This window comes from Brevibacillus sp. NRRL NRS-603, from assembly GCF_003013445.1.
GTDB classification, from domain to species: Bacteria; Bacillota; Bacilli; order Brevibacillales; family Brevibacillaceae; genus Brevibacillus; species Brevibacillus formosus.
Genome location: NZ_PXZN01000012.1, coordinates 361,270 through 376,655 on the forward strand (window position 1 = coordinate 361,270; position 15,386 = coordinate 376,655).

General features: G+C 49.1%; 1 protein-coding gene. It reads left to right on the forward strand.

All coding sequences use genetic code 11. The annotated features are described in order from the left end of the window. Window positions 1–59: 59 nt before the first annotated feature. A complete protein-coding gene (gene lgrD, locus C7R94_RS30810; protein ID WP_106781244.1) occupies window positions 60–15,314 on the forward strand; it encodes a linear gramicidin non-ribosomal peptide synthetase LgrD in 15,255 nt (5,084 codons plus the stop codon). Window positions 15,315–15,386: the final 72 nt, after the last annotated feature.

Below are 15,386 nucleotides of genomic sequence, written 5' to 3' on the forward strand. Positions count from 1 at the left end.
TAGAGGCGTCAAACATGGCGCCTCTATGGCAAATTTTTTATGGGAGTGGGCAGGAGAAGATGAATAACATTGAAACGTATTATCCCGTTACTCCTTTGCAGCAAGGTCTCATTTTCCACAGCTTGTTGGAACCAGAGTCCGGAGCCTATATCGTACAGATGGGGTTGAAGCTGCAAGGTCCCTTGAACATTCCGTTATTCGAACAGGCATGGCAATGCCTCGTAGACAGACACGCTATTTTTCGCACCAGATTTGTTGGCGGTAAAGTAAAAGAATACGTCCAGGTTGTCTTGAAAGAGCTGAAGGTTTCCCTGGTGGAACATGACATTATTCATCTTTCCTCCTCCGAGCAAGAGTCGTTTCTTCATACCTTTGCCAAAGATGATCGCAAACGTGGTTTCAATATCGAAGAAGCGCCGTTGATGAGATTAAATCTGTTCCGTTTGAGTAGTAATACCTTTCATTTTTCGTGGACTCTTCACCACGTGCTGATAGACGGATGGAGTATGCCGCTAGTCTTCGGGGAAGTGTTTGCGGCGTACAACATGCTATGCAAAGGGCAGCCTGTACAACTTCCTCCGGTTAAATCTTACCGCGACTACATCGTCTGGCTGAAAAAGCAGGACTTGAAGCAAGCGGAGGCGTTTTGGCGCACGTATCTACAAGGATTTACGGAAACCACGCCACTTTCATTCGGTCGAGCTTATAAAAATCCGTACCTTGATCAGAAAAATTATCGGGAGCTAGATCTGACCGTTTCTGAGACGATTTCCAAATCATTACAGACATTGGCTCGTCAACATCGCCTGACGGTCAACACGATTGTGCAAGGCGCATGGGCACTGCTGTTGAATCGCTACAGTGGACAGGACGACATTATTTTCGGCGCCACTGTATCCGGACGTCCTGCCGATTTGCCTGGGGTCGAGACGATGATTGGTCTGTTTATTAATACACTCCCTGTCCGCGTGCAGGTAAAAGCGGAGGAGAGCGTAATCAATTGGCTCAAATCTCTGCAACAACAGCAAGCCGACTTCCGCCAGTACGAATATACCCCACTCGTGGAAATCCAAGGCTGGAGCGACTTGCCGCGTGGACAATCCCTGTTTGAGAGCATTCTCGTCTTTGAAAATACTCCTGTCGGAAATGCTAGCGGCGGCGGTGGAGAGAGTGAGCTTTCGATCGTGGATGTACATTCCGAGGAGCAAACCAATTATCCATTTACTTTGGTTGCGGCGTCAGGCAAAACAATAGACATCAAAGTCAAATTTGATGAGAGTCAGTTTGAGCTTTCATCTATTGAGCGGGTTCTGGACCAGCTTCATTCCCTCCTGATCTCTATCGCCAAAAACGCCAAGCAACGGATTGCCGACCTTTCGATGATCAGCGAAAACGAACGTGAACAGGTTCTCGTCCAGTGGAACCAGACGGCGAAGGAATTTCCGAGCGGCCTGTGCGTTCATCAGGCGTTTGAACAGCAAGTGGAAAAATCACCAGATGCGATTGCCGTTACCTATAAAAACGTGGAGCTATCCTACAAGGAACTAAACGAGCGAGCAAACCAACTGGCCCATCAGCTCGTAAGCAAAGGGGTAAAACCGGATACACTTGTCGGCATATGCTTACATCGTTCCCCTGAGATGATCATCGGCATACTCGGCGTTTTAAAATCGGGAGCTGCCTACGTACCGATTGACCCGGCTTACCCGCAAGAACGCATCGCCTATATGATCGAGGATTCACAAACAAATGTGTTGCTGACCCAGCAGTCTCTCATGGACATCTTGCCAGCAACACAGGCGAATGTCATTTGTCTAGACAGCAATCCTTTCACGAATGAACCTATCGCCAACGTTGCTTGCAAGGTCACTGAGCATAATCTTGCCTACGTCATCTATACTTCTGGTTCAACAGGACAGCCAAAAGGGGTAATGGTAGAGCACCACAGTGTGATAAACATGGCTCATGCCTTGATCGATGCTTTTGATATTCAGCCAACCAGTCGTGTCCTGCAATTTACCTCGTTTAGCTTTGACGTATCGGTGTCCGAGATTGTGATGGCCTTACTCGCTGGTGCGACCCTAGTCATCGAGGATCGAGAATCCCTTTTGCCAGGCCCTGAGCTGATCCACGTTTTGCAAGAACAACGCATTACCACCGTATCCATGGTTTCTTCCGTACTGGCAGCACTGCCTGAAGCTGACCTGCCTGATCTAAGAACCTTGATTGTAGGCGGAGAAGCTCCGAGCCGTGAACTTGTGGCACGCTATGCAGCGAACCGCCAGTTCTTCAACTGCTACGGTCCAACGGAAGCAACGGTCTGCTCCACTATGATGCGTTGCGAAGCTGGAATAAGCAATCCGCCTATCGGTCGGCCAATTGCTAACGCTACGATGTTCGTTTTGGATGCAAATAGGCAGCCTGTGCCTATCGGCGTACCAGGTGAACTGTATATCGGAGGAAAAGGCTTGGCTCGCGGCTACTGGAATCGTCCGGAACAAACAGAAGAGCGCTTTATCACGCATCCGTTTGGCAAAGAAGGAGAGCTACTCTATCGGACGGGCGACTTGGTTCGCTATCTGGAAGACGGCAATCTCGAATTCCTTGGACGCATGGATGATCAAGTCAAGATTCGCGGGTACCGCATTGAATTGGGTGAGATTGAGAATTCGCTCAGACAGCATCCTGCCGTCCATGAAGCTGTGGTCATCGTTCGTGAAGAAAAGGCGGGAGGCAAACGCTTGGCCGCTTATCTGGTAGCAACGGGAGACACGCCAACCACGGAGGAGCTCGCTCTTTTCCTGAAAGAATCGTTGCCTGAATACATGATACCAGCAGGCTTTGTCTGGCTAGAGACGATACCGCTCACGGTTAATGGAAAAGTAGACCGACGGGCACTGCCAGTACCAGATTGGGGACAACTTTCCACGCAGCGTAATTATGTTGCCCCTCGTACTCCAACAGAGGAGCTGGTAGCCAACATCTGGTCGCAGGTTCTCTCGGTAGAACGAGTTGGCAGCTACGACGATTTCTTTGAGCTTGGAGGCCATTCTCTTTTGGCTACGCAAACCATCTCCCGCATAAAAGAAGCGTTTAGCGTTGATTTACCGCTCCGTGCTCTATTTGAATATTCGACAGTCAACCGACTCAGCGAATTGATTGTATCCATGAACGAGGACGAATCTGGACTCTCCAGCATTCCGCTCGTACCTGTTTCACGTGATCGACATTTGCCGCTTTCGTTTGCACAGCAGCGCTTATGGTTCTTTGACCGCTTGATGCCAAACAGTTCGCTCTACAACATTCCAACTGCCGTTCGCTTGCAAGGGGAGCTAAACATCGAAGCGCTCGAGCAGAGTTTGCAAACGATTATCTGCCGTCATGAGAGCTTGCGTACAACGTTCTCCGACATTAACGGGGAAGCCGTTCAGGTGATTCATCCAGAGATTGATTGGAAACTACGCAAAATGGATATTCGGTCTCTGCCAGATGATAGACGTGATGACGAAGGACAACGTTTGACTAAAGAAGATGCGAACAAGCCGTTTGACCTTGTCACAGGACCGCTCATGCGTGCGACGATTATTCAAACAGGAGAGCAGGATTTCATCTTCCTGCTGAACGTGCACCATATCATCGCCGATGGCTGGTCAGCGGGCGTTTTACTCAGCGAATTATTTACCTGCTATCAGGCATTTAGCAAATCAGAAGTACCGCAACTTACCAACCTGCCTATACAATATGCCGATTATGCAGCATGGCAGCGCGAATGGCTTACAGGAGATGTATTGGAAAAACAACTTTCATACTGGCGGGCAAAGCTGGGTGGAGCAGAACCGCTTCTCGCCTTGCCGACAGATCGTCCCCGTCCTGCTGTTCAGTCCTATGAAGGAAGCAGCATCACACTGATGTATGACAAAGAATTGATGACGAATCTGCTTTCCTTGAGCAAGCGCGAAGGTACGACATTGTTTATGACGTTGCTCGCCGCATTCCAAGTATTTCTTTATCGATATACAGGACAAGACGACATTCTCGTCGGTACTCCTGTAGCAGGACGCAGTCACCAAGAGACAGAAGGATTAATTGGATTTTTCATCAACACATTGGCGATGCGAACAGATTTGTCAGGTGATCCGAGCTTCAGGGAGGTACTTAGCCGTGTACGGGAAACAGCCTTGGGAGCTTATTCCCATCAAGATCTACCCTTTGAAAAGCTAGTAGACGAGCTGCAATTAGAACGCAGTCTCAGTTACTCGCCATTGTTCCAAGTGATGTTCGTTCTGCAAAATATTCCGGTTCAGGTAGAAGCACTTGAAGGGATTCGCATTTTGCCGCCAAAAGGTAGTCAACAGGTAGAGACAACCAAGTTTGATCTTACCTTGACGATGGCAGAGACGGCAGACGGTCTCTCCGCTACATTCGAGTACAACACCTCTCTCTTTAACCAAGATACAGTAGAACGAATGATCGAACACTTTACTCAGCTGCTAAAAGCCGTTGCTGCCAACGCAAATCAAGCCATTACCGCTCTCCAACTGATGGGAGAAGCGGAGCAGCAGCAGGTCGTATCTGAATGGAACAACACCGTAGTTACCTATTCCAATGATCATTGCGTACATGAACTGGTCGATCAGGTCGCTCGTGAAATGCCCAACCAGCCGGCTGTTCTCACAGGCAACGAATCCATTACCTATGCGGAATTGAATGCCAAAGCGAATCAACTGGCGCATTATCTGCAGAAACAGGGAATCGGCCAGGAAAATTTGGTAGGTATCTGCGTCGAGCGCTCTATCGAGATGCTAATCGGTCAACTGGCTATCATGAAAGCCGGCGGTGCCTATGTACCAATGGACCCAGCGTATCCCAAGGATCGTCTCGCCTTCATGATGCAGGATGCAGGTATGTCGATTGTACTTACACAAGCCAGACTCACAGAAAAACTCCCTGCGGGCACGAGCCAATTGATTTGCCTGGACGCAGACTGGGAGTCGATCTCTCAAGAAAGTACGACGACTCCAATAAACTTGACTACGACAAACCAACTTGCTTACGTCATCTACACATCTGGTTCGACAGGTACGCCAAAAGGGGTTGAGATCGAGCACGCGGCTCTTCTCAATTTAATTTCTTGGCATCAACGCGTATATCATGTCACGTCCGAAGATCGCGCATCACAGATCTCCGGGACGGCATTTGATGCATCTGTATGGGAAATTTGGCCTTATTTAACAAAAGGAGCCACACTTTATTTGCCAGAAGAGGAAATCCGTCTCGTACCGGAAAAACTTCGTGATTGGCTCATCCATTCTGAGATCACCATCAGCTTTTTGCCGACGCCTTTAACAGAGAGCATGCTGGCTCTGGATTGGCCAAGCCATACCAAGCTTCGTTACATGCTGACAGGAGGAGACAAGCTCCATCACTATCCAAGTGCGAATCTGCCGTTTACCTTGGTGAACCAATACGGTCCAACAGAAAACGCAGTCGTTGCAACAGCTGGGATCGTTCCGATAGGGACGGGACAAAGCTTTGCACCATCCATTGGACGTCCGATTGACAACGTGCAAGTCTATGTTCTCGATGCACATATGCAGCCTGTTCCCGTAGGAGTCACAGGTGAGCTATACATTGGTGGAAGTTCCTTGGCGCGTGGCTACCTGAACCGTCCCGAACTGACACAAGAGCGTTTTGTCCCTCATCCTTTTAGCGAAATAGAAGGAGCGCGTCTCTACCGTACAGGGGACTTGGTGCGCTACCACGCGGACAGCAATATTGAGTTCATCGGTCGCGCAGATGATCAGACCAGTATTCGCGGATTCCGCGTCGAACTGGGGGAAGTAGAAACAGCCATTCTCGCTCACCCTGCGGTAAAAGAAGCGGTGGTCACTGTCTGCACGGATCATCAAGGAACGAAGCGTCTTGCTTCCTACCTGGTTTTAGAAGAGGACACGGAGCTTGCCACAAGTGACATCCGCAAAGCGCTAAAGGAAGTGCTGCCTGATTACATGGTTCCTGCGTTTTTCATCCCGTTAGCATATCTGCCGCTCACACCTAACGGAAAGGTAGATCGCAAAAATTTGCCTGCACCTGATTTCAATCGTCCTGAGTTGGAGGGGAAATTTGTCTCACCAACAACGGAGAAAGAGCAACACCTTGCCGCGATATGGAAAGAGGTTCTCGGTATTGACCAAATTGGCATACACGATAATTTCTTCGAGCTGGGCGGAGATTCGATTCTCAGTATCCAGATTGTGTCACGTGCCAATCAATCAGGTCTAAGGCTCACACCGAAGCAATTATTCGAGTATCAAACCATCGCTGAATTAGCAGAGGTTGTAGAGGAAAAAGAAGCGATCCTTGCTGAACAGGGGCCTATTATCGGCGAATTGCCACTCTTGCCGATTCAGAAGTGGTTCTTCCAGCTACCGTTGAAGAATAGACATCACTGGAATCAATCCGTGCTGCTCTCCATCCAGGCAGGCATTGATCAGGAAGTACTGAAACAAGCGGTAGGGCATTTACTCGATCAGCACGATGCTTTACGCATGCGCTATACACAGACAGAGGTCGGCTGGAAGCAAGAGATGGATGCGCCAAGTGATACGATTCCATTCCGGATTGAAGTTTTGTCACACTTTACACCAGATGAACAATTCAAGGCCATCGAAAAGATTGCAGATGAGACGCAGGCAAGTCTGAATTTGTTTGAAGGGCATGTAGTTCAGTTCATTTATTTTGATTTGGGTCAAAATCAACCGAATCGTCTGTTGATCGTCGCCCATCACTTAGTCATAGACGGGGTATCATGGCGCATCATTCTTGAGGACTTACAAAACGCCTACCAACAAATTGTCGCAGGACAAGAGGTGAAGCTACCAGCGAAAACGACATCCTACAAAGAATGGGCGGATGAACTGGAGCGCTATGCGAATTCAGATGCTTTGGAAAACGAAAAAAGATACTGGTTGACCAAATCCTCTGTCGATTCAGCAAAACTACCAGTGGACGTAACAGATGCTGGGGAAAATACAGAAGCAACGACAAAGTCCGTCAGCGCTGCATTGACTAGCGAAGAAACCAAAGCACTACTGCAAAACGTCCCGCAGGCTTACCGCACCCAGATCAATGACGTCCTGCTAACCGCTTTGGCGAAGTCACTTACTCGATGGACGGGTAATCGATCTGTATTCGTAAACGTAGAAGGGCATGGCCGTGAAGAATTGTCAGAGAGAATCGATTTGTCCCGTACCATCGGCTGGTTCACTAGCATGTATCCGGTGCACCTTCAATGGGACGAAACATTCTCAGTAGGAAAAGCACTTTTGACGACCAAAGAAGAACTGCGTGCGATCCCGAACAAAGGGCTTGGTTATGGCGTTCTTCGTTACCTCCATGCGGATCAGAATATTGTCGATGAAATTTCCCGGATTCAAGCACAAGTGCTGTTCAACTACATGGGCAAAATCGATCAGATTGTCGATGGCGATTCCTTATTTGGCTGGGCACCTGAGTCCAGCGGTTCCAACCTTAGCCCGGTCGCGGGGCGACACCACTTGATAGACGTAAACAGTGTCGTCGCAGGGGATCAACTGCATGTGACATGGCGATACAGTGAGAAGATTCATCTAGAGAGCACGATTACAGCAGTCGCGAAGGACTTTATGGATGCGCTTCGTGAGATTATTGCCCATTGTGCGACAGAGGAAGCTGGCGGTTACTCACCATCCGATTTTCCTCTGGCTGTATTGGATCAGAAGAGCATCGACAAACACATTGGTTCTGACCGAAATATCGAGGATATCTATACACTTTCTCCGCTCCAACAGGGGATGCTGTTCCACTCCCTATATGCAAGCGACAGCGGGGATTACGTCGTCCAATTTGCCATACATTTCAAGAACCTGAATGTACCGGTATTCGAGCAAGCATGGCAAAAAGTGATGGACCGCCATTCCATTCTAAGAACGTACTTCGTCTGGGAAGGTTTGGATCAAGCACACCAAATTGTCCGCAAAGAGGTAAACGTATCCCTCCGCCAGGAAGATTGGCGCCATTTGCATACGGATGTACAGGATGAGATGTTTACGGCTTTTCTGGAGGAAGACCGCAGACGAAGCTTCGATATTACACATGCACCTTTGTCACGCTGGGTTGTCTTCCGAACAGGAGAAGAAAGCTATCGCTTCGTGTGGAGCTTCCATCACGTTCTCCTTGATGGTTGGAGTGTTCCTTTGGTACTGAATGAACTGTTTGCCTATTATGCCTCGATCAGCGAAGGACAAGAAGTTAAGCTTGGACATCCGCAACCGTTTTCCCAGTACATTGCTTGGTTGAAACGTCAGGATATGCAGGAGGCCAAGCTCTTCTGGGTAAACCAGCTAAAAGGCTTCCACGAACCAACCAGCTTGGGAATGAGCAAAGCAGTAGTCACTGCGGGACCGAAGCAATACAAAGAGAAGAGCATCCTCATGGCAGAAGAAACGAGCGAGCACTTGCAAAAGTTCGTACGCGAACACCAGTTAACACTCAATACTTTGGTACAAGCGGCTTGGGGCTGGATTCTGGGAAGCTATAGCGGGGAAGAGGAAGTCATATTTGGTGCGACAGGTTCAGGTCGTCCTGCAGACCTCTCCCATGTTGAGACGATCGTAGGCTCCTTCATCAACACCTTACCTGTCCGGATTTCCTTGCAGACGAACGCGACCGTACTAGAGTGGCTGAGAGACTTGCAGCACAGGCAGTTAGAGATACGCCAATATGAATACACTCCGCTGTTCGACATCCAAGGATGGAGCGAACTGCCGCGTGGATCTGCCCTGTTTGAATCAATACTTGTATTTGAGAACTATCCGGCTGTACAAGCAGGAGGCCAAGAAACAGACGAATCCAATTCAGCTTCGTCCAGTGTTTCTTTAGAAATTCACGACGTAGCAGCTGTCGAACAAACTAATTATCCACTTACCTTGGTGGCAGCACCAGGCAAGCAAGTGGCCATCAAACTCAAGTACGAACATAACCGTTTTGATGACGTGATGATCGATCGGGTCTTGAACCAAATTACCCAACTCATGCTCACTATGATCAAGTCTCCGGAGATGCAGCTGAGTGACGTGACATTGATAGACGATGTCGAACGCGAGCAGGTTCTCATCGAATGGAATCGTACGGAGAAGGAGTATCCACGCGATCTTTGCATCCATCAGGCATTCGAACAACAAGTCGCGAAAACTCCTGAAAATATTGCACTTGAGTATAAACAACAAGCCATGACTTATGCGGAGTTGAACCAAAAAGCCAACCAATTAGCGCATGTTCTTCTCGCTCAAGGCGTGCAGCCTGATACGACTGTTGCGATCTGCGTAGAGCGCTCCATGGAAATGATCATTGGCATTCTTGGTGTGTTAAAAGCGGGAGCAGCCTATGTACCGGTTGATCCAGCTCATCCCGAAGAAAGAATGACCTTCATTCTGGAAGATTCACAAGCAGCTGTCGTACTGACACAAACGAGACTCGCAGAGCCGTTCACAAAAACGGAAGCGAACGTCATCTGCCTGGATGAAGAACTTTTCTACGAGCAGATGTCCGCAGAAAACGCACAAAGCGCTGTAGTATCAACCAATCTCGCCTATGTCATCTACACATCCGGTACCACGGGATTGCCGAAAGGGGTAGCTGTTGAGCATCGCAGTGTGATGAATATGGTGCAGGCCTACATGAATTACTTCGAAATAAACGAATCCAGCCGTGTCCTGCAATTTACGTCATTTGGCTTCGACGTTTCCGTTTCTGAGATTTTACAGGCGCTGCTCTCTGGAGGAACGTTAGTCATCGAAGATCGTGAGTCTCTGTTACCAGGCCCAGACCTCGTTCGCACCCTTCGTGAACGTCGCATTACCAAGGTATCGATGGCATCTTCGGTACTCGCGTCACTACCTGTTGAAGAGTACCCGGATCTGATCTGCCTTGAGGTCGGAGGAGACGCATGCAGCCGTGAACTGGTTGCCCACTATGCAAAAGGACGAAATTTTTATAACTGCTACGGACCGACGGAAGCAACAGTTGGTACGGTCATCGCTCGATTAACGGATGCTGACAATGCCCCAACGATTGGTCGTCCATTCCCGAATACCAAGCTGTACGTGTTAGATCGAAATCTTCAGCCAGTTCCTATCGGTGTTCCGGGAGAGCTGTACATTGGTGGCGAGAGTCTTTCGCGTGGTTATTGGAATCGTCCAGAGCTTACAGCAGAGCGTTTTATTCCGAATCCATTCGGTCAATCGGGAGAACGACTCTATCGAACAGGCGACCTCGTTCGTTATATGCCAGATGGCAACATAGATTACATCGGTCGTGTCGACGATCAGGTAAAAATCCGTGGGTTCCGTATCGAGTTAGAGGAAATAGCAGAGGCCTTGAGACAACATGACGCCATAAAAGAAGCAGTCGTTATTGCGCGAGAAGCTAGACCTGGTGACAAACGATTGGTAGCCTATCTAACCAATGCTTTGGAGCAGGAGACGTCCATAGACGAAATCAAGCTCTGGCTCAAAGAGAAGCTTCCCGAGTACATGATTCCGTCACATTTCATGTGGCTTCCGGAAATTCGACTTACAGTCAACGGAAAAATTGACCGCAAAGCATTACCTACGCCAGATTGGGGCCAGCTAACAGCCGTATATGTCGCTCCGCGTACCCCGGTGGAAGAAATGGTCGCCAACGTCTTTAGTGAAATCCTCTCCTTAGAGAAGGTGGGCGTACATGACAACTTTTTCGAATTAGGCGGACACTCCCTGCTCGCGACGCAGACCGTTTCTCGCCTCCGGGAAATCTTTGGGGTAGAGTTGCAAATTCGTACGTTGTTTGAATACCCAACAGTCGAAGGGCTTAGTGAACAGCTGGTTATGCTCACCAAGCAAACATCCATTAAGATGGCTCCGCCGATTGTCAAAGTATCGCGTAAAGAACCGCTCCCATTGTCATTTACCCAGCAGCGTTTGTGGTTCCTGGAGCAGTTCACGCAAGGAAGCTCAGTCAACAATATTCCATCCTTCCTACGGATTCAGGGAGACCTCAGCATATCCGCTTGGGAAGAAAGCTTGAAAGCCATCATACAGCGTCATGAGAGCTTGCGTACTGGCTTTGAGGTTCGTGACGGACGACCTGTTCAAGTGATTCACCCAGAGGACGATTGGGTCATGAACCAAACCGATCTGCGGGATTTGGATTCTGCGAAACGGGAAGCAGAAATCAAACGCCTTGCTGAAGTGGCCACACTCGAGCCATTTGACCTGACGAAAGGTCCGTTGCTCCGTGCCAATCTGGTTCAGCTCGACGAAAAAGACTTTGTGTTCCTGTTCGTGATGCACCACATTGCAGCAGACGGTTGGTCGATGGGAATTTTGATGAGCGAATTAATGACCAATTACAAAGCATTTAGTCAAGGAGAGGCATCGCCATTTATGGAATTGCCGATCCAATACGCAGATTTTGCCGTCTGGCAGCGTGAATGGTTAAGTGGAGAGGTTCTTGATGGACAGCTCGAGTACTGGAGAGAAAAACTCAAGGGCAGCGAACCATTACTGCAACTGCCAACGGATCGACCGCGCCCACCAGTACAGACATACGAAGGAGAAAAGCTCTCCGTTCAGTTTGGAGCCGACCTCCTGGAAGAATTGCGTAATCTGAGCGGAAAAGAAACGACCACACTCTTCATGACATTGGTTGCCGCCTTCCAAACGCTGTTGTACCGCTATACGAATCAAGAAGATATTCTCGTCGGAACGCCGATTGCGGGACGTAACAAACAAGAGACGGAGCAGTTGATCGGTTACTTCATCAATACACTCGTTTTACGCACTGATATGTCAGGTCAACCAAGCTTCCGCGAATTGCTTGCACGCGTTCGTGAAACAGCTCTGGGGGCATATGCAAACCAAGATGTTCCGTTTGAAAAATTATTAGATGAGCTGCAGCTGGAGCGTAGCATGAGCTACTCGCCACTATTCCAGGTGATGTTTATTCTGCAAAATATCCCGATGCAGGTAGATCCTGTGGATGATATTCAGATAAGCAGCTTTGATGTCGGTGCTGAGGCCGTCACCTCGAAGTTTGATTTGACGGTGACCATGCTGGAGACATCAGACGGTCTCATTGCTACCTTGGAGTACAACAAGGCGTTGTTTGATCACAGTACGATCGTTCGAATGGTTGATCATTTCCACAAGCTTCTGGAAGAAATCGTTGCCAACCCGGATCAGTCAATCACCTTGCTACCGCTCATGCGTGAGGAAGAGGAACAACGACTCATTACTGAATGGAACCGTACAGAAGCGCCATACCCGAAAGAAAAATGCGTTTATGAAATGATTGAGGACATGGTTGCGAAAGCACCGGACAACATCGCTCTCATCGTAGGAGCTCAAACGACTACCTACAGAGAGTTGAACACTCAAGCGAACAAGCTGGCTCATTATTTACGCAAGCAAGGAGTAGGACCCGAAGTGCTAGTCGGTGTTTGCGCACAGCGGACAACCGAGATGATGATTGGACTTTTGGCCATTATGAAAGCCGGCGGAGCCTATGTGCCAATCGACCCAAGCTATCCAGCCGACCGCATCGCCTACATCATCGAACACTCACAGGTTCCAGTCCTTTTAACGCAAGAAAATCTGCTGCCAACTCTGCCTGAGCACCAGGCCAAAGTGATCTGCCTAGACAGTGATTGGGGAGCAGTTGCCGACGAAAGCGCGGTGAACCCGACCAAGCTTGGTACTTCCGACAATTTGATCTATGTCATCTACACGTCAGGTTCTACAGGCAATCCAAAGGGTGTAGCACTCGAACATCGCAGTGTAAGCTACTTCCTATCGTGGGCACACGACACATTCACTCCAGAGGAGATGAGCGGCGTACTGTTCTCTACGTCAATCTGCTTTGACTTGTCTGTCTACGAAATGTTCGCGACACTGACCATGGGTGGCAAAGTTATCATGGCGGAAAATGCATTACAATTGCCAGCCTTGCCAGCAGCCAATCAGGTGACACTGATCAATACCGTACCTTCAGCAGCGATGGAGCTGGTGCGCATGAAAGGTATTCCAGCGTCGGTTCGTGTTATTAACCTTTGCGGTGAGCCACTTTCTAACAAGCTGGCACAGGAATTGTACACCTTTGAACACGTAGATAAAGTCTTTAATCTCTACGGACCGACAGAGGACACGGTTTACTCTACGCACTCCATCGTGAAAAAAGGAGCCATCAGCGAACCACTGATCGGACGACCGCAGTTCAATACGCAAGTATTTGTATTAGACAATCATCGCAAACCAGTTCCAGTAGGGGTGCCGGGAGAATTGTACCTCAGTGGTTCAGGCTTAGCACGTGGCTATCTCCACCGCCCCGATCTGACCATGGAACGCTTTGTGCAAAATCCTTTCCGTGGGCCAGGAGAGAGGATGTACCGGACTGGAGATCTCGTACGCTACTTGCCAGATGGGAATCTTCAGTTTATGGGACGTGTTGATTACCAGGTCAAAATCCGTGGCTACCGCATCGAGTTGGGCGAAATCGAATCTGTTTTAAGACGCCACCCTGAAGTCAAGGAAGTCGTGCTAGTCGCTCGTGAAGACAGAGAAGGGGACAAACGTCTAGTCGCGTACATCGTGTTTGAAGAGAATCACACAAGTACGTCTAATGACCTGAACCACTTCCTGACCGACAAGCTTCCAGCCTACATGATCCCGCAACACTTTATGATCATGGAGAGCTTACCGAAAACACCAAATGGTAAACTGGATCGCAAAGCGCTACCGAAGCCGGAATACGACCGCTCGGAGTCAGGCGTCGAATACCAAGCGCCGCAAACGCCAGTCGAGATCATGTTGCATACGCACTGGGCCGCCGTACTGGAAATGGACAAAATCGGAGTGCACGACAACTTCTTCGAGATTGGCGGTCACTCATTGCTCGCTACCCAGCTTATCTTCAAAATTCGCGAAGAGCTACAGCTTGAGGTACCGCTGCGAATCCTGTTCGAGACCCCGACCATTGCGGGTATGGCCAAGACCATCGAGGAAATTCTCAAACACGGTCTTTCTGCTGTTTCCCATGACATCGACGCAAAGGATCTCAAGGATGAAGTCGTACTCGATCCTGCGATTCAGGCTGAACATCCGTACGTGGGTGATCCAAGTCAGTTCCAAGCGGCATTATTGACAGGAGCCACTGGTTTCCTTGGTGCTTTCTTGTTGCGTGACCTGTTACAGATGACAGACGCTGACATTTACTGCCTCGTTCGAGCTGCTGACGAAGAGGAAGGAATGGCGCGACTACGCCAAACATTAGAGCTATATGAGTTATGGAATGAAGAGCAGGCGCATCGGATCATCCCTGTAATCGGTGATTTGGCAAAGCCACGACTGAATCTGTCCGAAGATCAGTTCTCCGAGCTGGCCGAAAAGGTCGATGTGCTCTACCACAACGGTGCTCTCGTTAACTTTGTGTATCCGTACGCAGCCTTGAAGAAAGCAAACGTAAAAGGTACGGAGGAAATTCTCCGCCTTGCTGTAGCCAAAAAGACCAAGCCTGTGCATTTCGTCTCCACGATTTTCACGTTTGCGTCCGAAGAAACAGAAGAATCTATGGCCTTCCGCGAAGAGGACATGCCAGAGAACAGTCGCGTCCTCACTTCCGGTTATACACAGAGCAAGTGGGTAGCCGAGCATCTCGTCAATCTCGCACGCGAACGAGGCATTCCAGCGGCGATATACCGTTGCGGACGGATGACTGGGGACAGCGAAACAGGAGCATGCCAGAAGGATGACCTGATGTGGAGAATTGCAGCAGGGATTATAGATTTGGGCAAAGCTCCTGACATGAGTGGCGATCTGGACATGATGCCAGTTGATTTTGCAAGTAAGGGAATCGTTCATCTCTCCATGACTGAGCAGAGCTTGAGCGAAAACTTCCACTTGCTCAACCCGAACGCAACCGATTACGAAGACCTGATTTCAGCGATTGAAAACAGAGGATTTGTATTGGAACGAGTCACCATGGATGAGTGGATTGAGGCGGTGCAAGAGGATACGAAAGAAAAAGGCACTGAGGCCAACTCAGCCGCTCCGCTTGGCAATCTGTTCACAGACGGCCACACAAGCAGAGGAAGTGTCGTCTATGTAGGCAATAAAACGACTCGTTTGCTGCGTCAAAACGACATTGATTGCCCGGATATCGACGAGGAAGTTTTCGGTAAAGTCCTTGATTACTTTATCAGAAGCGGCCAACTAAAATTACCGGAACAAGCCCTGCAATAAAAAAATAAATACCCATCCGTCACCTCATTATCATGGTGGCGGGTGGGAAAATATCCAAAATAGTGATAAACT

Coding starts and splice junctions, on each gene's coding strand:
- lgrD (WP_106781244.1), top strand. CDS start 60: ATGAATAACATTGAAACGTATTATCCCGTTACTCCTTTGCAGCAAGGT.